General features: G+C 72.0%; 20 protein-coding genes. 6 read left to right on the top strand and 14 right to left on the bottom strand.

What is annotated here, in order from left to right; all coding sequences use genetic code 11:
• Positions 1 to 6: 6 nt before the first annotated feature.
• Positions 7 to 3153 (top strand): efflux RND transporter permease subunit, encoded by a 3147-nt coding sequence (locus tag ACTIF1_RS01605; RefSeq protein WP_439594613.1) that lies wholly within the window; start codon positions 7 to 9, stop codon positions 3151 to 3153.
• An 86-nt stretch (positions 3154 to 3239) separates the two neighbouring features.
• Positions 3240 to 5561 (top strand): xanthine dehydrogenase family protein molybdopterin-binding subunit, encoded by a 2322-nt coding sequence (locus ACTIF1_RS01600; protein WP_439594612.1) that lies wholly within the window; start codon positions 3240 to 3242, stop codon positions 5559 to 5561.
• Positions 5562 to 5632: 71 nt separating this feature from the next.
• Here ACTIF1_RS01600 and ACTIF1_RS01595 read toward each other — a convergent pair whose 3' ends face one another.
• Positions 5633 to 6271, bottom strand: a complete 639-nt coding sequence (locus tag ACTIF1_RS01595) for a hypothetical protein (RefSeq protein ID WP_439594611.1) — start codon at positions 6269 to 6271, stop codon at positions 5633 to 5635.
• 92 nt (positions 6272 to 6363) lie between these two features.
• Positions 6364 to 7104, bottom strand: a complete 741-nt coding sequence (locus ACTIF1_RS01590) for a Crp/Fnr family transcriptional regulator (RefSeq protein ID WP_439594610.1) — start codon at positions 7102 to 7104, stop codon at positions 6364 to 6366.
• Positions 7105 to 7299: 195 nt separating this feature from the next.
• Here ACTIF1_RS01590 and ACTIF1_RS01585 point away from each other — a divergent pair, with 195 nt between their 5' ends.
• The 4 genes from ACTIF1_RS01585 to ACTIF1_RS01570 all read left to right on the top strand — a co-directional run bounded on the left by ACTIF1_RS01585 (position 7300) and on the right by ACTIF1_RS01570 (position 10830).
• Positions 7300 to 8280 carry an MBL fold metallo-hydrolase gene (locus ACTIF1_RS01585; protein WP_439594609.1) on the top strand — a complete coding sequence of 327 codons (981 nt, stop codon included), beginning with the start codon at positions 7300 to 7302 and terminating at the stop codon, positions 8278 to 8280.
• 4 nt (positions 8281 to 8284) lie between these two features.
• Complete coding sequence (locus ACTIF1_RS01580) at positions 8285 to 9895, top strand: FAD-dependent oxidoreductase (protein ID WP_439594608.1); 1611 nt, start codon at positions 8285 to 8287, stop codon at positions 9893 to 9895.
• Positions 9892 to 10116 carry a DUF2783 domain-containing protein gene (locus ACTIF1_RS01575; protein ID WP_439594607.1) on the top strand — a complete coding sequence of 75 codons (225 nt, stop codon included), beginning with the start codon at positions 9892 to 9894 and terminating at the stop codon, positions 10114 to 10116. Before ACTIF1_RS01580 ends, ACTIF1_RS01575 begins: the two co-directional genes overlap by 4 nt.
• 75 nt (positions 10117 to 10191) lie before the next feature.
• Positions 10192 to 10830 carry a calcium-binding protein gene (locus ACTIF1_RS01570; RefSeq protein WP_439594606.1) on the top strand — a complete coding sequence of 213 codons (639 nt, stop codon included), beginning with the start codon at positions 10192 to 10194 and terminating at the stop codon, positions 10828 to 10830.
• Positions 10831 to 10840: 10 nt separating this feature from the next.
• Here the strand turns inward: ACTIF1_RS01570 and ACTIF1_RS01565 are convergent, their stop codons facing one another.
• The 12 genes from ACTIF1_RS01565 to ACTIF1_RS01510 form a co-directional block, all read right to left on the bottom strand.
• A complete protein-coding gene (locus tag ACTIF1_RS01565) occupies positions 10841 to 11506 on the bottom strand; it encodes a DUF2939 domain-containing protein (RefSeq protein WP_439594605.1) in 666 nt (221 codons plus the stop codon).
• Between the two features lie 309 nt (positions 11507 to 11815).
• Complete coding sequence (locus ACTIF1_RS01560) at positions 11816 to 12418, bottom strand: ABC-type transport auxiliary lipoprotein family protein (protein ID WP_439594604.1); 603 nt, start codon at positions 12416 to 12418, stop codon at positions 11816 to 11818.
• Positions 12415 to 13431, bottom strand: a complete 1017-nt coding sequence (locus tag ACTIF1_RS01555; RefSeq protein ID WP_439594603.1) for an MlaD family protein — start codon at positions 13429 to 13431, stop codon at positions 12415 to 12417. Before ACTIF1_RS01555 ends, ACTIF1_RS01560 begins: the two co-directional genes overlap by 4 nt.
• Positions 13431 to 14225 carry an ABC transporter ATP-binding protein gene (locus ACTIF1_RS01550; RefSeq protein WP_439594602.1) on the bottom strand — a complete coding sequence of 265 codons (795 nt, stop codon included), beginning with the start codon at positions 14223 to 14225 and terminating at the stop codon, positions 13431 to 13433. The genes ACTIF1_RS01555 and ACTIF1_RS01550 overlap by 1 nt, the downstream gene beginning before the upstream one ends.
• Complete coding sequence (locus ACTIF1_RS01545) at positions 14222 to 15349, bottom strand: ABC transporter permease (RefSeq protein WP_439594601.1); 1128 nt, start codon at positions 15347 to 15349, stop codon at positions 14222 to 14224. Before ACTIF1_RS01545 ends, ACTIF1_RS01550 begins: the two co-directional genes overlap by 4 nt.
• A gap of 36 nt (positions 15350 to 15385) precedes the next feature.
• Positions 15386 to 16636, bottom strand: a complete 1251-nt coding sequence (locus ACTIF1_RS01540; protein ID WP_439594600.1) for a flavin monoamine oxidase family protein — start codon at positions 16634 to 16636, stop codon at positions 15386 to 15388.
• A 285-nt stretch (positions 16637 to 16921) separates the two neighbouring features.
• Positions 16922 to 17662, bottom strand: a complete 741-nt coding sequence (locus tag ACTIF1_RS01535; protein ID WP_439594599.1) for a TrmH family RNA methyltransferase — start codon at positions 17660 to 17662, stop codon at positions 16922 to 16924.
• A gap of 125 nt (positions 17663 to 17787) precedes the next feature.
• Positions 17788 to 18918, bottom strand: coding sequence for a 2OG-Fe(II) oxygenase (locus ACTIF1_RS01530; RefSeq protein ID WP_439594598.1), 1131 nt, complete (start codon positions 18916 to 18918; stop codon positions 17788 to 17790).
• A gap of 41 nt (positions 18919 to 18959) precedes the next feature.
• Positions 18960 to 19979, bottom strand: a complete 1020-nt coding sequence (locus ACTIF1_RS01525) for an Ldh family oxidoreductase (RefSeq protein ID WP_439594597.1) — start codon at positions 19977 to 19979, stop codon at positions 18960 to 18962.
• 23 nt (positions 19980 to 20002) lie between these two features.
• Entirely contained in the window at positions 20003 to 20971 is a 969-nt protein-coding gene (locus tag ACTIF1_RS01520; RefSeq protein ID WP_439594596.1) for a tripartite tricarboxylate transporter substrate-binding protein, read from the bottom strand.
• 92 nt (positions 20972 to 21063) lie between these two features.
• The gene (locus tag ACTIF1_RS01515; protein ID WP_439594595.1) at positions 21064 to 22023 is read right to left on the bottom strand and encodes a Bug family tripartite tricarboxylate transporter substrate binding protein; all 960 of its coding nucleotides are present in this window, start codon (positions 22021 to 22023) and stop codon (positions 21064 to 21066) included.
• Entirely contained in the window at positions 22020 to 22958 is a 939-nt protein-coding gene (locus tag ACTIF1_RS01510; RefSeq protein ID WP_439594594.1) for a methyltransferase domain-containing protein, read from the bottom strand. The genes ACTIF1_RS01515 and ACTIF1_RS01510 overlap by 4 nt, the downstream gene beginning before the upstream one ends.
• Between the last annotated feature and the right edge of the window lie 71 nt (positions 22959 to 23029).

Here is a 23029-nt window from a genome sequence, read left to right as displayed (position 1 = left end):
CGGCGCATGATCTCCGCCGTCTTCGTCGATCGCCCCCGGCTGGCGATCGTCCTGTCCATCCTGCTGACGCTGGCCGGTGGGCTGGCCATGCTGCGCATCCCGGTGGCGCAGTTCCCGGATATCGTGCCGCCGCAGGTCTCCGTCACCACCAGCTATCCCGGCGCCTCCGCCGCGGTGGTGGAATCGACCGTGGCGCAGGTGGTGGAATCCGCGGTGAACGGGGTGGAGGGCATGATCTACATGTCCTCCAACAGCGCCAATGACGGCAGCTATTCGCTCTCCGTCTCCTTCGCGCTGGGCACCAACCCGGATATCGCGACGGTCAACGTCAACAACCGCGTGCAATCGGCACTCGCCCGGCTGCCGACGGAGGTGCAGCGTTCCGGCGTGACGGTGCGCAAGCAGTCCTCCGCCGTGCTGCAGTTCATCGCCGTGACCTCGACGAATCCCGAGCACGACGCGCTGTTCATCTCCAACTACGTCACCATCAATATGCTGGACCGGCTGGCGCGCACGCCCGGCATCGGCTCCGCCCAGATCTTCGGCGCCCGCGACTATTCCATGCGGATCTGGTTCGAGCAGGACCGGCTGATCAGCCTGAACCTGACGCCCGCCGATGTCATCGCCGCGATCCAGGCGCAGAACGTGCAGGCGGCGGTCGGGCGCATCGGCGCGCAGCCGATCTCGGACGACCAGCAGTACCAGATCAACCTGCAGACCCAGGGCCGCCTGACCACGGCCGAGGAATTCGGCGCCATCGTCATCCGCGCCGATGCCACCGGATCCCTGCTGCGGCTGCGCGACGTGGCGCGCGTCGAGCTCGGCGCCGCGCGCATCGACCAGGAAAGCCGGCTGAACGGCCGCCCGGCGGTGACCATCGCCACCTATCTCTCGCCCGGCGCCAATGCGGTGACCGCGGCCTCCAACCTCGCCACGGTGCTGCAGGAGATGTCGCGCCGCTTCCCGGAGGGGATGCAGACCCAGGTCTTCTACGACACCTCGACCTTCGTCGTGGACACCATCCAGGAGGTCATCAAGACGCTGCTGGAGGCCTTCGTGCTGGTGGTGCTCGTGGTGCTGCTGTTCCTCGGCAGCTTCCGGGCCACCATCATCCCGACGATCGCGGTGCCGGTCAGCCTGATCGGCACCTTTGCCGTGCTTCTGCTGCTGGGTTTCTCCGCCAATACCGTGTCGCTGCTGGCCATGGTGCTGGCCATCGGCATCGTCGTCGACGACGCCATCGTGGTGGTGGAGAATGTCGAGCGGGTGATGTCCGAACACCCGGAGATGACCCCGGCCGAGGCCACCAAGCAGGCGATGCGGGAGATCACGGCGCCGATCATCGCCATCACGCTCGTGCTGCTCTCGGTCTTCGTGCCGGTGGGCTTCATCCCGGGCCTGTCGGGCGTGCTGTTCAGCCAGTTCGCCGTCACCGTCTCCGTCGCCATGGTGATCTCGGCCTTCAATGCGCTGACCCTGTCGCCGGCGCTCTGCGCGCTGTTCCTGCGGCCGCATCCGCCGGGGCATGGGCCGCGCAAGGGCTTCCTCGCGGCGGTGATGCGGGCCATCGACTGGGTGCGCGACAAATACGGCAATATCGTCGCGCGCCTGGTGCGCTTCTCCATCCTGTCGCTGGTGCTGGTCGCGGTGGCCGGGGGCGGCATCCTCTTCCTCGGCAGCCGCACGCCGCAGGGCTTCCTGCCGGCGGAGGACCAGGGCGCCTTCTTCGTGCAGATGCAGCTGCCGGCCGGCGCCAGCCTGTCCCGCACCCGCGCGGCGGTGGAGCAGGTGGAGGCGATCATCGCCCCGGTGCCGGGCGTGGACCGCGTGCTGTCCATCGTCGGCTTCAGCCTGATCGATGGCGGCTCGCAATCCAATGCCGCCTTCATCGTGGTGCGGATGAAGCCCTTCGCGGATCGCCCCTCGGCGCAGGAAAGCGTCTTCGCGGCCATCGGCACGGTCTTCGGCGCGACGCAGCAGGTGCGCTCGGCCAATACCTTCGCCTTCAACATCCCGCCGATCATCGGCCTCGGCACCGGCGGCGGCTTCGAATATCAGATGCAGAACCTGGAGGGGCGGCCGCCGGAGGAGATGTTCTCCGCCATGCAGGGCCTGGCAGCTGCGGCCAACCAGGATCCGCGCCTGACGGCGGTCTTCTCCACCTTCACCGCCGATACGCCCTCCCTCTACCTCGATGTGGACCGCGACAAGGCGCAGGCGCTGGGCGTGCGCATCAGCGATATCTTCAATGCGCTGCAGACCACGCTGGGCGGCTTCTACGTCAACGACTTCAACCTCTATGGCCGGTCCTGGCAGGTGAATATCCAGGGCGAGGCGACGGATCGCGACGACATCCCCGACCTCTGGCGCGTGCATGTGCGCAATGCGGCCGGGGAGATGGTGCCGCTGCGGTCCTTCGCCGATGTGCGCATCGTGCTGGGGCCGCAGACCATCAACCGCTACAACAATGTCCGCTCCGTGCGCATCGGCGGATCGCCGCGGCCGGGCATTTCCTCGGGCGATGCGCTGGCGGCGATGGAAGAGCTTTCGGAAACCGCGCTGCCGGCCGGCTATGGCTATGAATGGACCGGCACCGCCTTCCAGGAGAAGCAGGCCAGCGGGCAGACCGGCATCATCATGGCGCTGGCCTTGCTGTTCGCCTATCTCTTCCTGGTCGCGCTCTATGAAAGCTGGGTGATCCCGATCCCGGTGCTGATGTCCATCTCGGTCGGCGCGCTGGGGTCCTTCGGCGCCATCGTGCTGGCGGGGTTGTCGCTCGATGTCTATGCGCAGGTCGGGCTGGTGGTGCTGATCGCACTCGCCGCCAAGAACGGCATCCTGATCGTCGAATTCGCCAAGGAGAAGCGGGAGGCCGGGATGCCGATCCGGGAGGCGGCGGTGATGGGCGCGCGGCTGCGCTTCCGGGCCGTCATCATGACCTCGGTCGCCTTCATCCTGGGCCTGGTGCCGCTGATCATCGCCTCCGGCGCGGCCAGCGCCTCCCGCCGCGCGGTCGGCACGCCGGTCTTCGGCGGCATGCTGGCGGCCTCCATCATTGGCATCTTCATCATCCCGATGCTCTACGTGGTGTTCCAGTCGCTGCGGGAGGCGACGAAGCGCCGCTTCGGGGCGAAGCCCGGCGCCGAGGCCTGACGCGAAGGGGGGGCGCGCAGGTCCCCCCTTCCCCAAATCCCCCGCGACAGCAGATACTGTGCTGAACCAAGCGGGGATGTGACGCCATGGCAAAATTCGGATTGAGCCAGTCGGTACGCCGGGTCGAGGATCCGCGCCTGCTGACCGGCCGCGGCCAGTACACGGATGACCTGGCCATGCCGGGCCAGGCGCATGGCATCGTGCTGCGCAGTCCGCAGGCGCATGCCACCATCACCCGCATCGACACCACGGCCGCCAAGGCGATCCCCGGCGTGCTGGCGGTGATCACCGCGGCGGACCTCAAGGCCGCCGGCATCGGCGAGCTGCCCTGCCTGATCCCGATGAAGAACCGCGACGGCACGCCGCGCGGCAATACGCCGCGCCCGGCGCTGGCCGATGGCGTGGTGCGCCATGTCGGCGATCCGGTCGCCTTCATCGTCGCCGAGACCGCCCAGGCCGCCCGCGACGGCGCCGAGGCGGTGGAGGTGGACTACGACGCCCTGCCGGCGGCCACCGACCTCGCCACGGCCTGGGAGCCGGGCCAGCCGCTGGTCTGGCCCGATGTGGCCAACAACGTGGTCTTCGACTGGGAGGCCGGCGACAAGGCGAAGACCGACGCCGCCTTCGCCCGCGCCGCCCATGTCACCCGCCTGACCGTGGTGAACAACCGCGTCGTCGTCGCCAGCATGGAGGCCCGCGCCGCCGTTGCCGCCTGGGAGGGTGACAAGCTGACGCTGCACACCAATACCCAGGGCTCCTGGCTGCTGAAGAACATCCTCTCCGGCAATATCTTCAATATCCCGGCCGAGAATGTCCGCGTGGTGACGCCGGATGTCGGCGGTGGCTTCGGGATGAAGATCTTTCTCTACCCCGAGCATGTGCTGGTGTCCTTCGCCGCGCGCCAGGTGGGCCGCCCCGTGCGATGGGCCAGCGATCGCAGCGAGGCCTTCCTCTCCGACACCCATGGGCGGGACAACATCACGCTGGGTGAACTGGCGACGGATGCGGACGGAAAATTCCTGGCGCTGCGCACGCGCAACTACGCCGGCATGGGCGCCTATCTCTCCACCTTCGCGCCCTTCATCCCGACCGGCGCCGGCACCAAGGTGCTGGCCAGCGTCTATGGCTTCGAGGCGATCCACGCCCATGTCATCGGCGTCCTCACCAACACCGTGCCGGTCGATGCCTATCGCGGCGCCGGGCGTCCCGAGAGCAACTACCTCGTGGAACGCCTGATCGACGCCGCGGCGCGGGAGATCGGCATCGACCGCATCGAGCTGCGCCGCCGCAACATGGTGAAGCAGGAGGCGATGCCCTGGGTCTCCGCCATGGGCCAGCGCTACGACAGCGGCGATTTCGGCCAGCTGATGGACGCGGCGCTGGCAAAGATCGACTGGGCCGGCTTCCCGGCCCGGCGGGCGGAGGCGGCGCGACGCGGCAAGCAGCGCGGCATCGGCCTGGCCTATTACCTGGAAGCCACCGGCGGCGCGGCGACGGAGAATGCCAAGGTCGTCTTCGCCGATGACGGATTCGTCGATGTCTATGTCGGCACGCAGTCGACCGGCCAGGGTCACGAGACCGCCTATGCGATGATGACCAGCCACGAGCTCGGCATTCCACTCGAAAAGATCCGGGTGAAGCAGGGCGACAGCGAGACGCTGCCCTCCGGCGGCGGCACCGGCGGCGCGCGCAGCCTCTATTCCGAAGGCCAGGCCATCCTCGTCACCACCGCCTCCGTGGTGGAGAAGGGCAAGCAGGCGGCGGCGGAGCAGCTCGAGACCGCCGTGGTCGATATCGAATTCACCGCCGGCCGCTTTGCCGTGGCCGGCACCGACCGCGGCGTGGACATCCTCGACCTCGCCGCCATCCAGCGGAAGCGCGTCGCCGCCGGCGAAAGCGCCATCCTGCTGGATGCGATGGAGACCGCGAATATCGATAGCCACACCTTCCCCAACGGCTGCCATGTGGCGGAGGTGGAGGTGGACCCCGAGACCGGCATCGTCACCGTGCCGCGCTACATCGTGGTGGACGATGTGGGCCATGCGCTGAACCCGCTGATCGTGCGCGGCCAGGTGCATGGCGGCGTGGCCCAGGGCATCGGCCAGGCGCTGCATGAGCGGACCAGCTACGACAATGGCTCCGGCCAGCTGCTCTCGGCCTCCTTCATGGACTATGCCCTGCCGCGGGCGGAGGACCTGCCGGATATCGACGTGGACCTGATCGAGGTGACCTGCGCGACCAATCCGCTGGGCGTGAAGGGCGCGGGGGAGGCCGGCGCCGTGGGATCCCCGCCGGCCGCCATCAATGCGCTGGTCGATGCGCTCTCGGGCTCCGGCGTGACGCATATCGACATGCCGGCGACGCCGGAGGCGGTGTGGAAGGCGCTCTCCGCCGCCAAGGCCGCCTGAGCCCCATGGCCCTCCCCCCTTCTCAGGGGGGGGGAGGGTTGGGCGGGGGGCTCGCCCCCCGGGACCGCCCTCTACCGGAAGACCAGGTTGATCATCTGGCAGGTATCCAGCCGCCGCCGTTCCTCGTTGCGGCCATCCATCCAGACGATCCGCACATCGTTCAGGCAGTCCCCGGCCGGCAGCCGCACCGCCAGGTGGCGGCCGGGCGGCAGCACCTGATCGCCCAGCCGGTCCTCGCCCCAGTTATCCTCCCGCACGGAGGAGACATAGACCTCCCGGATCACGGCATTGCCGTGGTTCACCAGGTTGAAGGAGGGATTGGCCTGGCTGGCGCTGGGCGCCGGGGAGGCACCTGCGCCCGCGCCAAAGACCATCTGGCTCATCCGGCAGGTATCCTGCCGTCGCCGCTCCTCCGGCCGTCCATCGGCATAGACCACCCGCACATCCTGCAGGCACCCGGCGGAGGGCGCGATCCGCAGCGGGAAGCTGCCGCCATCCGGCAGCACCTGGCTCTGCAGCAGGTCGTGGCCCCAGTAGCGATCCTCGCTGGGCGAGACATAGATCTCCCGGATCGTCTGGCCGCTGCGGTTCACCAGGTTGAAGGAAGGATCGCCCTGGGCCTGGGCCGGCGCGGCGAAAGGCAGGATCAGGCCGGCCAGGAGAAGCAGGCAGCCCATGAGATGGGCGAGGCGCAGGGGCAGCGGGCGCATCGGCGTCGGGATCCGTTCCGGGGTGCCGCGCAGGCTACAGGCTCCGTCCCGCGCCCTCAACAAGCCGGGTCTTCACGCGGCGGAGGGGTGGCTCAGCCGGCCAGGGTCCGGGGCGCCAGCGCGGTGCCGGCGGCCTGGGTCCCGGCCCAGCCGGCCAGATCCTCCAGCGCGCGGCGGTCCAGGATCTCCAGCCGACCCTTGTTCAGGGTGGCGACGCCGTCCTTGCGCAACCCGGCGAGCGCCCGGTTGGCATGTTCCACGGAAAGCCCCAGCGCATCTGCCAGGTGCGCCTGCTTCAGCGGCACCGCGGCGCCGCGCGAATCGGCCCCGCCGCGCCGCAGCAGCCGGCCGTGCAGTTCCAGCAGCATATGCGCCACCCGGCCCGTGGCATCGCGCCGGCCGAGGCTGGTCAGGCGTTCCCGCATCCGCGCGCGGTCGCGGGTCAGGCCCTCGACATAGGACAGCGCCAGGCCGGGATCGTTGCCCATGAAGGCGCAGAGCCTTTCCTTGGACAGGATGCAGAAGGAGGCATCGGTCAGCGCCTCGACCTCCGCCGTATCCTCGGTCCGCTCCACCAGGTCGCCGGGCAGGTGGAAATCCAGCACCTGGCGCCGGCCATCAGGTGTCGCGGTCCAGGAGAAGGCCCAGCCGGCATACATGGTGAAGACCGCATCCAGGATGGCATCGCCGGCCCGCACCAGCCGGACGCCGGAGCGGATGCGCGCGATCTCCCCCACCCGGGCCTGCGGGATCACCCGGAACAGGGCAAAGGGTCGCACGGTGCAGGCCGCACAACTGCCGGGCAGCGGGGTGAGATTCGGGTTGCGGCTCATGGGGTGGGGATCATCCCTGGCGGTGCAGGCTGCCATCCAATACCCGTAATCTACGCTCCCGTGTCTTTGATGGGAACCTCATTCGCGACATGGCTGCAATGGCTTGACGTTGCCGGGCTTGCCTGTTGTGCCGGGTGCCGGGCGCGGCCGAGAGTGGCTCAACAAGGACCGGTGCCACCAGGGAAGGAAACACGCATGTCCGGCTTCGCCTCCGCCAATGACCTGGCCGAGAAGACCGTCTCCTTCGACGAACTCGGCCCGGGCCTTTTCGCCTATACGGCGGAGGGGGACCCGAATTCCGGCGTGATCGTGGGGCCGGACGGGGTGGTGGTGGTGGATGCCCAGGCCACGCCCGCCATGGCGCAGGACGTGATGGCCCGCATCGCCACGGTCACGCCGCGCCATGTCGGGCAGGTGGTGCTGACGCATTATCACGCGGTGCGGGTGCTGGGCGCTTCCGGCTACGGCAACCCCACCATCATCGCCAGCGAGGCCACCCGGAAGCTGATCGTGGAACGCGGCCAGCAGGACATGGACAGCGAGATCGGCCGCTTCCCCCGCCTGTTCCGCGGCAAGGAGAGCATCCCCGGCCTCACCTGGCCCACCCATACCTTCGCGAATCGCATGACGATGTGGCTGGGGGAGCGGGAGGCGCAGGTGATCCATGTCGGCCGCAGCCATACGGCGGGCGATACGGTGGTCTGGCTGCCGAAGGAACGGGTGCTGTTCGCCGGCGACACGGTGGAATTCGGCGCCACCCCCTATTGCGGCGATGCCCATTTCGCCGATTGGTCCGCGACGCTGGATGCGGTGGCCGCGCTCGGCGCGGAGAAGCTGGTGCCCGGCCGCGGCCGCGCCCTGCTGACCCGGGAGGATTGCCGCGAGGCGATCGAGGGCACGCGGTCCTTCACCACGGATCTCTTCACCCGCGTGCGGGAGGGCGTCGCCAAGGGCTGGGACCTGAAGGCGGTCTATGACGACACCATGGGCTTCATGCGCCCGAGATACGGAAGCTGGGTGATCTTCGAGCACTGCATGCCCTTCAACGTCACCCGCGCCTTCGACGAGGCGCAGGGCCTCGACCACCCGCGGATCTGGACGGCGGAGCGGGACGTGGCGATGTGGCGGGCGCTGGAACACGGCACGGCCATGCCCTCCGCCGAAGTGCCGCGCTGAGGCCGTGCGCCACGTCAACCCACGCTACCCCGCCGCGCCGCGCCCCGACCCGGGCGAGGACCACCGCACGGTCGTCGTGGTCGGCGGCGGGCTGGTCGGGCTGACGCTGGCGCTGGATCTCGCCCGCCACGGCGTCGCGGTGACCCTGCTGGATGAGGAGGACAGCGTCGCCACCGGCAGCCGCGCCATCTGCTTCGCCCAGCGCAGCCTGGAAATCCTCGCCCGGCTCGGCCTGGGCGCGCGCCTGCTGGACAAGGGCGTCACCTGGCAGACCGGGCGGGTCTTCCACGGGCAGCGGGAAGCCTTCGCCTTCGACCTGCTGCCGGAAGCCGGGCACGAATATCCGGCCTTCGTGAATATCCCGCAGTATCACGTGGAAGCCTGGCTGGTGGAGGCCTGCGCCGCGGCCAGCGTGGATCTGCGCTGGCGCCATGCCGTGACGGGCCTGGCGAGCGATGCGGCCGGCGCGACGCTGCAGGTGGAGACGCCCGACGGCCCCTATCGCTTGCGCGCCGACTGGCTGCTGGCCTGCGACGGCGCCCGCAGCTTCGTCCGCCGCAGCCTGGGCCTGGCCTTCCAGGGCCAGGTCTTCCCGGACCGCTTCCTGATCGCCGATGTGGTGATCAAGGGCGAGGTCGCCTTCCCCGCCGAACGCTGGTTCTGGTTCGACCCGCCCTTCCACCCCGGCCAGTCCGTGCTGCTGCACAAGCAGCCCGACGACCTCTGGCGCATCGACTTTCAACTCGGCGCGGAGGCGGATGCGGCCATCGAGACCGAGCCCGGCCGGGTGCGGGACCGCGTCGCGGCGATGCTCGGCCCTGCGGTGCCCTTCGAGCTGGAATGGGTCAGCCTCTATAGCTTCCGCTGCCGGCGGCTCGATCGCTTCATCCATGGACGCGTGATCTTCGCCGGCGATTCGGCGCATCAGGTCAGCCCCTTCGGCGCCCGCGGCGGCAATGGCGGGCTGCAGGATGCGGACAACCTGGCCTGGAAGCTGGCGGCGGTGCTGCGCGGCCAGGCCGGTCCCGCGCTGCTGGCAAGCTATGATGCCGAGCGGATCGCGGCAGCCGACGAAAACATCCTGCACTCCACCCGCGCCACCGACTTCATCTCGCCCAAGACCGCCGCGGCGCGGGCCTATCGGGATGCGGTGCTGGAACTGGCGCCGCGGCACGCCTTCGCCCGCGCCATGGTGAATTCCGGCCGGCTGTCGCGCCCGGCGCATCTGCCGGACAGCCCGCTGAATGCGGCGGATGACGGGCCCTGGCCCGGTGGCGCCGCGCCCGGCAGCCCGGCGCCGGATGCGCCGCTGCTGCGGGATGGCCAGCCGGACTGGCTGCTGCGCCATCTGGGCGGCGACTTCGCCTTGCTGGTCTTCGACGCGGTCTGGGCGCCGGTGGCCGGGCTGCGGCTGGTCTTCCTGACGGCGGAGGAGACGCCGGGGGCGCTGTGGGACCACACCGGCCTGGCCGCCGCCCGCTATGGCGCGCCGCCGGGCGGGGCAGTGCTGATCCGCCCCGACCAGCACATCGCCGCGCGCTTCGCCGCGCCGCGGCCGCAGGCGGTGCGGGCCGCGCTGGCCGTCGCCACGGGATGGAAGGAGCCCCCCGCATGACGCTCGACACAAGGCCGCGGCTCGCGGAGCCGGATGCGATCTTCGCGCTTCTGGTCGCCGCGCATGCCGGGCTGGAGGAGGCGGAATCCCGCCGGCTGGATGCCCGGCTGGTGCTGATCCTGGCGAACCACATCGGCGATCCCGCCGTGCTGCGCCAGGCGGTGGCGCTGGCGGCGGAAGCGGCCGGGGCCGGGCAGAGGCCTGGCCTATCCCTCCCATAGGGGGAGAGGGGCTCGCCCTTCGCGGTGCGGGCGGCCTAGGGTCGCGTCCGCAACGAGATGCAAGGAATCGCCACCATGGCCCGCCCCACCCCGCTGAAAGACGAGTCCCTCGACAAGGTGACCGGAGGCGCCTTCCAGCAGACCGGAGCCGGCCACGACGTGGTGACCGGCACCGGGCAGGAGGATGTCATCTTCGCCGGCTCGGGCAACGATAAGGTGGCTGCCGGCGGCGGCAATGACCAGGCCTATGGCGAGGCCGGCAATGACGTGCTGGCCGGCAATGGCGGCAACGACCTGCTCTTCGGCGGCGCCGGTCACGACACGCTGAACGGCGGCGCCGGCGAGGACCAGCTGCAGGGTGGCGACGGGGATGACAGCCTGGATGGCGGCGCGGGCGATCGCGCCGCCGACCTCGCCTTCGGCGGCCAGGGCAGTGACAGCTTCATCTGGGCCCCCGGCGACGGCAACGACCAGTTCAATGGCGGCGCCGGCACCGATACGCTGCAGCTGGACAATGTCAGCCTGCAGCAGTTGCAGGCGGCCCTGACGCTGGAAGGCAATACCAACCTGCAGATGTCGGTCGCCCAGGGCCCGCAGGGTCCGGTCATCACCTTCACCGATGCGAACGGCAATCCCGCCACCTTCCAGGGCGTGATCCAGATCGGCGGCGAGACCCTGCGCTTCAGCGAGATCGAGCGGATCCAGCTGGTCTGAGCGCTCTCGCTCAGCGCAGCTGGCTGAGCCGCAGCGCGGGGCTGCCGCCGAAGCCGGACGGCTCCTCCAGCCGCACGCCGGTCACCTGCCAGCGCGGCGCCAGCGCCTCGCTGGTCAGCTCCAGCTGCAGGGTGATCGGCGCGAGGCTGCCGCGCAGCGGCATCTCGAAGCGGGTCAGGCCGACCGGCACGGCGCGGCGCAGCGCCTCCACCGCCGCGCCGGGCGGCACGCCGCGGGCGCGGGCCACCTCGGCCAGCGCCTCCGGATTCGCCCAGGCGGCGCCGATCTCCTCGGCCATGGCGCCGAGGAAGGCGCGTGCCTGCGGGGTGCGGGTCGCATCCTCCGGCGCCCGCGCCAAGCTCTCGCGCACCGCGGCCTGCAGGGCGGGCATGTCCAGGTGGCGGGTCATGGTGGCGCCGTCGCGCCCATCCAGCGCATGCACCACCTGCCAGGCGGTGGCATAGGGTGCGCCCAGCCAGCCGGCGGCCAGCACCGGCAGCAGCAGCAGGGCGGCCCAGAAGCGGCGGCGCTGCGGGGTGGCGCGCGGCGCCGGCGCGATCGCCTGTCGCGGCGGCAGGGCCCGTGGCGCGGGCTGCGGCGGCGCCGGCTGGCGCGCATCGTAGTCGGCCCAGACCTGATCCCACTCCGCCGTCACGCCGATGCCCCGTGTGCTCACCTTGTGCCCCGCACGTTAAGATTGTGTCGCCGGATCTTCCAGCCGGAAAGACAACCTTAAGTTGCGTCGCAACTTGTGAGACGTCTCACCTCGGCTCTTCCGCCACGACCTCCATGCGGAGGCGGCAGCTTCTCTTCGGTGGAGACGATCCAGGAGCCCTCTCCGGTTTCGGAGAATGAGGCACAACTGGTGGGAAAAGGATTAACGGGAGATGGGGGTCTGTCGCATTTCTGAGAGTGTGCCGGAAAAGCGAAGCGCACTTCCGGAAAGCGTCACGACCCCGCTCGGCACATCAAGACTTCGTGATGTCTACCGTGCCAGCGGGGCCAGGACCGTCTCCAGCCGCGCCAGGGCCAGGCCCAGCGCCAGCGCCATGGCCTGTGCCATGGCCGGTGCCGCGGCGCCGGGCGCCAGCGGCGCCTCCGCCGTCACCTCCAGCGTCTCGACGACGCGGGAAGCCAGGCGCTCCTCCCGCAGCAGCACCCCCGCCAGCCCGGCACGGGCCTGGCCGGCGGCGGGCACTGCCTCCAGCAGCGTCAGCTGCATTTCCAGCACCAGCTCCGCCTCCGCCCGGCTGCCCTGCGGCACCACGGCGGAAAACAGGCCGGAGGCCTGCAGCCAGGCGCGCAGCGCCGCATCGGCCAGGTCCGCCGGCGGCGCCAGCCATTCCTCATAGACCAGGATCTCATAGGACCCGTCCGGATTGAGGCGCCGCAGGCCGACATCCTGCAGCCCGGGGATCGCCCGCACCCGGCGCACCTGCAGCACCGGCGCCCGCGGCCGCGCGCCCTGGCTCTCGGGGCGCATCGGCGCCAGCGCATAGCGCCGCACCGGCACATTCGGGCGGTCCGGCAGGATGGAACAGCCGCCGGCCAGCAGGGGCAGGGCGGCCAGCAGGTGGCGTCGGTTCATCGGCGGCGATCCGGGGTCGGCGGCGCGCCGAACAGCAGCTGGGAGGGCGAGCTCCGCAGCTGTTCGGCGGTGGCGCGCAGGTTGGCGGTTGTGGCCCGCAAGTCGATCAGGATGGGCAGCAGCTCGGCCTGGATATCCACCGTCGTCTCCCGCGCCGAGCGCAGGGTGCGCTCCAGCCCCTCCACCGCGCCGGGCAGGCGCTGCGCCGTGCGGCGCAGCTCCGCCGCGGCGCCATTGGCATTGGCCAGAATGCCGCGCACTTCCGGCCCGTTCAGCAGCGCGCGCGCTTCCCCGGCCGCGGCGCGGAATTCGCCCAGCGCGCCGGCCAGGTCGGCGCCTTCCACCGCCTGGCGCAGCAGCGCCATGGTGGCCGCGGCCTCCCGCAATGTCTGCGCCAGGTCGCCGTCGCTGGTCTGCCGGTTCAGGTTGGACAGCAGCCCGGCGATGTCGTTGGAAATCTGGTCCACCGGGATATCCGCGATGCGCTGGATCAGCAGCTCCGCGGCATTGGTCACCTGCGCCACGGTGGAAGGCACGCCCGGAATCACCGGGAAGCGCGGCTGCCAGGGCGGCGGCGTCACCGGGAAGCGCTCCGCATTGACGAAATCCAGCTCCAGGTAGTTCACGCCGGTGATGCCCTGCGCGGTGATCCGCGCCCGCAGGCCCAGCCGCACCGCCTCCGCCAGGTCCGGTGCCTCTCCCACCTGCGCCAGGTCCAGCCCGAAGCGCAGGAAGACCCGCTGGAAGCCGCGGCTATAGGCCTCGCCCTGCTGCCGCGGATATTCCGCCGCCACCAGGCCGATCTGCGTCACCCGCCCGATCGCCACGCCGCGGTAGCGCACCGGCGCGCCGACATCGAGGCCCTGCACCGATTCCTCGAAATAGCTCTCGAAGACCTCCGTGGTCTGCAGCCCCCGCCCGCCGGCCAGGAACAGCACGAAGCCCACCGCCAGCACGATGCCCACCAGCACCAGCGCGCCGACCCGCGCATAAAGCGCCCTTCCGCTTGCCATCACGCCGCCTTTCGCAGGAAGAAGGCCTGCACCGTGGGGTGGGTGCTGTGGTCGCGCAGCTCGCGCGGGTCGCCCTCCGCAATCATTCCCTTGGCCCCCTTGTCCAGCATGATGCAGCGATCCCCGATCGCCAGGATCGAGGCCAGCTCATGCGTCACCACCACGAAGGTGGTGCCCAGCGAACGCGACAGATCGCGGATCAGCGCATCCAGCCCCGCCGAGGTCACCGGATCCAGCCCCGCCGAGGGCTCGTCCAGGAACAGGATGGAGGGATCCAGCGCCAGCGCGCGGGCGATGCCCGCCCGCTTCAGCATGCCGCCCGAGATCTCGGACGGCAGCTGGTCCGCCGCCGCCGAAAGCCCCACCAGGCCAAGCTTGGCCCGCGCCACCTCCCGCCGCGCCTCGGGCGGCAGGCTGGTGTGCTCGGCCAGCGGCATCTCGACATTCTCCAGCAGGGTCTGCGAGCCGAACAGCGCGCCCTGCTGCCACATCACGCCGATCCGCTTCAGCAGATCGAGCCGCGCCGCCCCCTCGGTCGCCCAGACATCGGTGCCGAGCACGGAAACCTTGCCCTCCGCCGGCGGCACCAGCCCGATCATCAGCTTCAGCAGCGTCGACTTGCCGCAGCCCGACCCGCCGAGGATGACGAAGACCTCGCCCCGCCGCACATCGAAGGTGACATCGCGGAACAGGGTATTGGTGCCGAAGCGCGCGGTCAGCGCGCGCGCCTCGATCACCGCGGGCACCTCGGGCCCCGGGGCCCGGTCGTCCAGCGCCTCGCCCGCCTCGCTCACAACCCCAGCCTTTCGAAAAGCACTGCAAAGATGCCGTCCAGCACCACGATGGCGACGATGCCCCCCACCACGGCGGAGGTCGCCGCATCGCCCACCGCGCGCGGCCCGCGCCCGGCGCCGAGGCCCGCGCGGCAGCCGATGATGGCGATCGCCAGTCCGAAGACCGCGGCCTTGAACAACCCGCCCAGCAGGTCCTTCAGGCTGACGAAATTCACCAGCTGCTGCGCCACCGTCGTCATCTGGAAGCCCAGCAGCCGCATGATCAGCGCCATGCCGGCCAGCCCCGCCAGCGTCAGCACCAGCGACAGCACCGGCATCACCAGCACCCCGGCCAGCACCCGCGGCAGCACCAGCAGCGCCATCGGGTCGATGCCCATGATGCGCAAGGCCGCCACCTCCTCGTTCACCGTCATGGTGCCGAGCTCCGCCGCATAGGCGGAGCCGGTGCGCCCGGCCAGGACCACGCCCGCCATCAGCGGCCCCAGCTCCCGCAGCAGGGAAATGCCGACCAGGCTGGGCACGAAGATCTCGGCGCCGAATTGCCGCAGCGGGATCGCCGACTGGAAGGCCAGGATCACCCCGAGCAGCGCGCCGAGCAGCGTCGCCAGGCCGAAGGCGCGCGTGCCGGCCTCGTCCAGGTGCCGCAGCAATTCCCGCGCCCGCAACCGGCCCGGGCGGATCAGCGTGCCGAGCGCGACCACCAGCGTCTCGCCCAGGAAGGCCAGCGCCTCCATGCCATTGTTCAGCAGGCCGACCACACGCCGGCCGAGCCCGGACAGCGGCATGAAGCGGCGCGGTGCCACCGCCGGCCGCGGCGCCGCCAGCGCATCCCGCACCCGGTCCAGCACCGCGACCACGCCGGGGCTCGCGCCCTCGATCCGGCTGCCCTCGGCGGCGGATTGCGCGGTCAGCAGCAGGGTGGCACCGGTGGTATCCACCGCCTCCACCGCCTCGAGGTCGAGCACCAGCGGCGCGCCGGGCTTGCGCGCCTCCGCCATCAGGCGGCTCCACAGCGCCGCCGCCGCCTGGGTATCGATGCGTCCGGACAGCGCCAGCCATCGCGCGCCCTCCGCCTCTCGCACCGCAAAGCTCTCCGCCAGCGCCGTCGCCTCCAAAGCCATCATCCCCCGCCATTATGGCAGAGGCCGGTGCATCCTGCGTTACTGCAACGCAGCAAGCACGTTTCCGACTGCAACCTCGCCGGATTCCCAGGCCCCGCCCACCGTGCCGGCCAGCCGCGCATGGCAGGCCTCCCCCGCCAGGCACAGCCGCCCGCCGGCCAGCGGCGCCGCCAGGACCCCCCGCGCCGCCGCGCGCCCGACCCTGGCGGTGCTATAGACGCCCCGCGCCCAGGGGTCGCGCTTCCAATCGGTCACAACCGGCCCAGCCCGCAAGTCCCGCGCCGCCTGCGCCCCGAACCGCAAGGCCACCTCGGCCCGCATGAAATCCTCGGCCGCCGCATCGCCGGCCTCCTCCAGCGCCGCCGCGGCATCGCCGCCGACATGGCAGGCCAGCAGATCCCGCCCGAAGGGCCGCGCCGACATGGCCACCAGCGCCTCCCCCGGCGCCACCTGGCGATCCAGCGCGCTGAAGTCCGGCAGGCCCAGCCCCGCCACGCCACGAAACCCCACCTTCACCACCTGCCCCAGCGGCAGGTCATGCGCCGCCTGCAGCACCTCCACCGGCAAAGGCGGGTCGAAGCGCACCACCTCCGCCGCCAGCAGATCCGTGGGCAGCGTCACCACCACCGCCCGGGCCCGGATGATGCCGAAATCCCCCTCGGCCTCCGCCCAGGCGCCACCCCACCGGACCCGCCGCACCGCCGCCCCCCGCCGGATCGGCAATCCCTCCGCCAAGGCCGCCAGCAGCACCCCGAAGCCCGGCTCCGGCAACATGTTCCGGCCATCCAGGGCCGTCGCCGCGAAATCCCGCAGGCTCAACCGCTCCAGCGGCGCCGCGGCGATGATATCGCCCTGCCAGGCCGCCACCGTCGCATCCCAGTCCCCACCCCGCGGCACAGCCTCCGCCACGCTGATATCCGGCCCCCCCGCCGCCACCCGTGCCCGCACCGCCGCCGCAAACCCATCCCAGGCCGCGCCATAGGCCGCTTCCTCCGCCGCCGTCGCCAGCCGACCTCCCACCCAGCTCCGCTCCCGCCGCGCCGCATCCGAATCGACCAGCCTCACCCCCAGCCCCGCCGCCAAGGGCACCAGGGGATTCTGCTCCGCATTGTGCAGCCAGGCCGCCCCCAGATCGAAGGGCACCCCCAGCCGCCCATCCGTCACCACCCGCCCCCCCACCCGCGCCCGCGCCTCCACCACCAAGACCGACCGCCCCGCCGCCCGCACCGCCCGCGCCGCCGCAATGCCGGCCGCACCCGCGCCGATAACCAGAACATCCGGGTCTGCCATGGCGATCCTCATGCAGTGCGGGGGCGGGGTGGCGCAGGGAGGCGCGGGTTGCTGCCAGGGGGCTTTGCCCCCCGGCACCCCCCACCAAAGGGACAGTGGTCCCTTTGGAATCCCATCAAGGAGCAGGCGGGAGGAGGGGCAAGGCGGGTGTGCTGGCCGAGGCGGTTGCGCCGCGCCCCTCCTCCCGCCTGCTCCTCCATACCGGGGTTCGAAGGGTCCACTGACCCTTCGTGGGGGGAGCGCGAGGGGGGCAAAGCCCCTCTCGCATCACCCGCGCGCCCTGCCTCAGCCTGCCATCGCATGCAGGAGGACGGCCGCGGCGACCGAGACGTTCAGGCTTTCGACGCGGCCGCTGCCTGGCAGGGTGACGCGGTGGGTGCAGGCGGCGGCGGTCAGGCCGGGCAGGCCGATTTCCTCGTTGCCGAGGGCGAGGAGGAAGGGTTTGCCGCGGGGCAGGGCTTCGGGCGGCATGCCGCCGGCGGCCACGGCGGCGACGGTGGTGAAGCGGGGGGCCAGGGCGCGGAGGCCCACCGCGGGGTTGGGCAGGCGGAGGATGTCCAGGTGTTCCAGCCCGCCTTCGGCGATCCGGTAGGCGGCGTCGGAGAGGCTGGCCTGGCGCGGGTCGTTGGACAGCAGCAGGCCGGTGCAGCCGAAGAAGGCGGCGGAGCGGGCGATGGCGCCGAGGTTGTGCGGGTTGCCGATGCCGTCGAGCAGCGGCAGCACGGGGGCGGACAGCAGCTTTGGCGGGAAGGGCCCGTTGCCGAGTTCCGCGATGGTGCGCGGCACGGCGATGGCGACCACGCCGCCGTGGTGTTCGGTGCCGGCGATGCGCATCAGCTCGTCCGGGGTGACTTCCCGGTAGGGGCGGCGGGCGCGGGCCATTTGCGCGCAGAGGGGTCCGACCTCGCGGCGCCGCGTCTCCAGGTAGAACAGGCGGAGGATGGCGTCGGGCCGGGTGGCGAAGGCGGCCGTGGCGGCGGCGGGGCCGCAGAGCCGGTCGAGGTCGGAGTCCCGCCAGCCGCGCACCGGGGCCTGGCCGGGTTCGGTGGGCGGGCGTGGCGTATTGGCCAGTTCGGGGCGTTCGGGCGGGCGATCGGGCGCGCGCCCCCGGCTGAAGGGGCGCGTGCGGAAACCGCCGCCCTCGGGCGGGGTCAGGCGGTCGCGGTCGCTTCGGCCGTCTCCGGCGTCTTGCGGCCCGTCTGCGGGACCGCGTCGTTCTGGCCCAGGAATTTTGCACCCTCCTCGCGGATTTCCGCGGCTGCGTCATCATAGAGGAACGGCAGGAAGGCGTATCGCCGCCCGCGCGTCACCGGACGCGCCTCATGCAGCAGGGAGCAGGAAAACACCACAGCCCCGCCGGCCGGGGCCTTGTAGGTCTGCGGGCCGAATTCGGGGAAGTTCAGCTCGCCGCCCTCATATTCGCCGGTGTTGAGGTTCATCGTGACCGCGAAGCGGCGGTGGGCGGTGGCCTTGGTGGTATTGTCGCGATGCGCCCGGAAGAAGCCCTTGTCGGCGGAATCGTAGCAGGCGACGACGTAGCGCTCGAGGCGGGTGACGTTGTACTGGAAGGCGCGACGGATTTCCGGCACCAGCCGGGCGTTCAGCCGGGCGCGGATCTGCGCCTTCAGCGTCTCATCCTCCAGGAACAGGTCCTTCCGGCGCTTATGGGTCGGGTCCATCACGCCGATGGTGCGGCCGCCTTCGTCGCGCATGAAGCCGCTCTCGCCGCCGCCGAACTTCTCGTATTCCGCGATCAGGCGCTGGCAGAAGGCGGGTTCGAAGACGCGCGGCAGGATCAGCACGGGGGCGACGAGCGGCACGCCGGCGTGGTCGCCGGGCGGCGGCAGGGCGGCGAGGGTTGCCATGGCCTCGGCGCCGGCTTCCAGCGGCCAGACGGCGAAGACGCGCAGCATGGGGTCCAGCAGCACCCAGCCGGTGCGGGGCGCGCCATCGGCCTCGGCGGCGCGGAAGGCGCGGCGGGCGGCGCCGTTGTCGTCCCAGAGCACGCGGCGGCCATTGCCATCCACCAGGCGGCCGGCCTGTTCATCGGCGGGGTCGGTGCCGATCACCAGCATATAGGCGTGGTCCAGACGCAGCACATCGGCATGCGGCGCGACCATGGCCGTCAGGCGCTCCAGCTGGCCGGGCGCGCCGAGCGAGCCGGGGATCAGCACCATCAGCCAGCGCCCCGCCGCCGTGTCGAAGGCGAAGCGGGGATTGCCGGCCGCGCGCGCATGGAAGGGCGGGATGGGCTCGCCGGGGCGGAGCTGCGGCGTCGACATGCTGCGGGTTCCTGGTAGCTGTTGCGCGAAGGTCAAGAAACTTATGCCACGTTAAGGTTTGATCGGGCCAGGGCCTGCAACTGCGCGAGCAGCGAATCCGGCACCTCCAGCCCATCCGCCGCCGCATGCGCGGCGAGGCCGGCGCGGCGGCTGCCGGGCAGGCGCACGCCGGGGTCGCCCTGCATGGCGGCGAGCAGGAATTCCAGCCGGTCGGCGAAGCCGGCCTCGCCCACCAGGGCGCCGGGGTCGATCGCCAGCAGCGCATGGCCGAGGCGCGGGCGATTGCCCTCGGCGGCGAAGAAGCTGTCCGCCTCGAAGCCGAAGGCGGCGCCGGTGAGCGCGCAGCAGAGCAGTTCGACGATCAGCGCCAGCAGCGCGCCCTTGGCGCCACCCATGGCCAGCATGGCGCCGTCCAGCGCCGCATGCGGGTCCGTGGTCGGGTTGCCTTCCGCGTCCAGCGCCCAGCCGAGCGGGATCTTCTTCCCGGCCTTGGCGGCCAGCATGATCTTGCCGCGGGCGACCTCGGACAGGGCCATGTCGATGATGAGGGGGGCGGCGTCGCGGCGCGGGAAGGCGGCGGCGACCGGGTTGGTGCCCATCAGCGGCCGGCGGCCGCCCGGCACCGGCATGGCGGCGGGGGAATTGGTGAAGGCCAGCGCCACCAGCCCCTGCCGGGCCAGCGCCGCGACGGGCAGGCCCATGGCGCCGGCATGGTGGCTATTGGTGATGCCGAGGAAGGCGACGCCATTCTGGCGCGCCCGGCGGGCGGCTTCCCGCACCGCGAGGTCGAGCGCCGGATAGGCTAGGCCGTGCCGCGCATCGATCAGCGCCGCGCCGCCGCGCTCGGCGAGGAGGACGGGGGTGGCGGCGCCATCGGCCCGGCCATTGGCCAGGAAGCCGGCATATTGCGGCACGCGGGACAGGCCATGGCCGCCCTGGCCCTCGGCCTCGCCGGCCACCAGCGCCTGCGCGGTCAGCCGCGCCATCTCGGGATTGGCGCCGGCCGCGGCCAGCGCCGCGGTGGCCAGGGCTTCGGCCTCGGGAAGGGTCAGGCGTGGCATGGGGCGGGGCTCATCGGCAGGTTTCACGCATCGGGCTTGATCCCGGCCTCCGTGACAAGGGTGGCCCAGCGATCCGTCTCCGCGCGCACGAAGGTGGAGGAGCGCGCGCTGTCCCAGCCCAGCACCTGGAAGCCGCCTTCCTCGGCGCGGCGCCTGGTCTCCGGATGGTGGATGGCGGCCAGCACGTCGCGCTCCAGCCGGGCGAGGAGGGCGGGCGGCACGGCGGCCTGGGTCATCAGCGCGGTCCAGTTGGTGATCTCGAGCGCCGGTTGCCCGGCCTCCCGCACCGTCGGCACCTCCGGCACCAGGGGGTGGCGCTCCGCGCTGGTCACGGCCAGCGCCCGCAGCCGGCCGCCGCGAATCTGCGCCAGGCATTCGGGCAGGTTGGAGACCATCATGTCCAGGCTGCCGCCGGCGAGGTCGGTGACGGAGGGGGCGCCGCCGCGATAGGGCACATGCACGATATTGTCGCCCGCCTGCGCCACGCGGCGGAACAGCTCCAGCCCCAGATGCGGCGGCGATCCGGTGCCGGAGGAGCCGCCATTCAGCCGGCGTTCGCGGGAAAGGGCCACAAGCCCGGCCAGGTCCCGCGCCGGGCTTTTCTCGGCATTCACCACCACGGCCAGCGGCAGCGAGCCGAGCACCGAAATGACGGAAAAGGCGCGCCGGAAATCGTAGGGCGCGGCGGGGAAGAGCGTCGCGTTCACCGCATGGGTCAGGGTGATGGAGAGCAGCGTATGCCCATCCGGCTCCGCCTTCGCCGCCAGGTCGGCGCCGATCAGCGCATTGCCGCCGGCGCGGTTGTCCACCACCACGGCGCGGCCCCAGCCCTCGCCCAGGCGCTGCGCCACCAGGCGGGCCATGATGTCGGTGAGGCCGCCGGGTGGGAAGGGGACGATGAGGCGCGGATTGCGCTCCGGAAAGCTCTGCCCATGCGCCCCGAGGGGCAGCAGCGCGGCGGCGAGGCCGAGGACGTGACGGCGGCGAAGCATGAAACCTCCCATCCTGCGTCTTGATGCGCGGCGGGAGAGTGGCAGCAGAGCAGGCGCCGGGGACAGCGAAATCCGCCCCGCGCGCCGGCCGGTCAGCCGGCGAGCCGCACCCCGAGGGCGCGGATCAGCGGCCCCCAGGTGGCGCGCTCCGCCGCCAGCATGGCGTCGAATTCGGCCGGCCCGGAAGTCATGGCGCCGATCCCGCCGGCGGCCAGCCGCGCCTGCACCGTGGGCTCCGCCAGCGCCGCGGTCAGGGTCGCGGCCAGGCGGTCCACCGCCGGCTGCGGCGTGGCGGCGGGTACGACCAGCCCTTGCCAGGCCTCCACCACATAGCCATCCAGCCCGGCCTCCTGCGCCGTCGGCACATCGGGGAGTGCGGGAAGGCGGGTGGCGGAGCCGATGGCGAGGGCGCGCAGCTTGCCCTCCCGCAGCTGCGGCAGGGCGGCGGCGGTGTCGAGCATGGCGAGGTCGAGGCGCCCGGCCATCAGGTCGGTCAGCACTGCGGCGCCGCCGCGATAGGGGATATGCGTCGCCTCCTCCGCCCCCGCCTGGCGCAGCAGCCGCGCCGCGGCCAGGTGCTGCGGGGAGCCGACGCCGGAGGAGCCGTAGCTGAGGCCGCGGCGGCCGCGCAGCGCCGCCAAGTCGCGCAGCGGGCTCTCCGCCGGCACCAGCACCAGAAGCTGGAAGCGTGCCAGCCCGCCGATGGCCCGGAAGTCCCGGGCCGGGTCATAGGGCAGGCGGTCGTGCAGGAAGGGGTGGAAGACCAGGATGCCGTTGTCGCCGGACAGCAGCGTGTGGCCATCCGGCGCCGCGCGCGCCGCCAGCTCCGCCCCCAGCACGCCGCCGCCGCCGGGGCGGTTCTCCACCACCACCGGCTGGCCGAGCGCCCCGGCCATGGCCTGGGCCAGCAGCCGGGCGATGAGGTCGGAGCCGCCGCCGGGCGGATAGCCGAGGATCCAGCGCAGCGGCCGGTCCGGCTGCCAGCCCGGTTGCGCCACGGCGGGCGCTGCCGCCAGGGCGGGCAGGGCGAGCAGGGATCGGCGGCGGATCATGCGGGCCTCACTTCCAGCGCGGCGTGGCAGATGCGGTCATCCTCCGGCGCCCGGCCCAGCGCCGGATGCACCCCGCCCGGCGGCACCGGCGGCAGGTCCCAGACCAGCCTCTGGCTGGCGCGGGCGGCAAAGCCGGCGGCGGCGAAGGCGGCCAGGACTTCGGACAGGCCGAGCTGGTTGCAGTAGAGCCCGGCGCGGGCCACCGCGGGCCCGTTCCAGAAATCCGGGCCGAAGGACAGGTGGCGCAGCCTGCCGCCCAGATGGTCGTGGAAATCCACCGCATGCAGGCCGAGCCCGCCCGGCGCCGTCACCCGCCGCAGCGCCGCCAGCAGCGGGGCCAGCGCGTCCCGCCGCACATGCTCCAGCGCCACTTCGGAGAAGACCAGGTCCACCGAGCCCGCCGGCACCGCCGCCAGCGCCTCCGCCCCGCCCAGCAGCAGCCGGGCGTTGCAGGCGGCCAGCACCTCCGCCCGGTTGCGGCAGGCCGAAAGGTCGGGCGGGGTGAGGCCGGCCTGGCGCGCGGCCTCCGCCGCGGCGCGATAGGGCGCCAGGTCCTGTGGCGCGGCATCCTCCACATCCAGGTACCAGATGGGACCCAGGCCGAGCGCCGCCGCGATCGGCGCGCGCAGCACCATGGCGCCGGGCCCGACCTCCAGCACCGATCGGGGCGCCTGGCCGCACAGCGCCTGGTGGCGGGCCATCCGCCATTGCAGCGGCGCGACCAGCCGGCCGGGGTCCAGCGCCGCGAAGGAATGCCGGCGCAGGCCCAGCGCGCGCCAGGCCTGCGCCGGCACCGGCAGGGCGCCCAGCGCCAGCTTCACGGCGAATTTCAGCCACCAGGGGGCCGGGGCGCCGGCGGCATAGCCGGCCGGCACGGGCACATCCTCCGGCGGGTGGGGGTGGGGCAGGTCCAGGGTCTTGGTCAGGGCGGGCATGCGGCGTCCGGTCGGGGGGCGGCCAAGGTAGCGGAAAGCGCGCGGGCGAAAAGCGCGGGCGAAAGCGGCGG

The organism is Falsiroseomonas sp. (assembly GCF_051860665.1).
GTDB lineage: Bacteria > Pseudomonadota > Alphaproteobacteria > Acetobacterales > Acetobacteraceae > Falsiroseomonas.
Note: the sequence above shows the minus strand (reverse complement) of the source record. Positions and strands in the feature narration are given on the sequence as shown.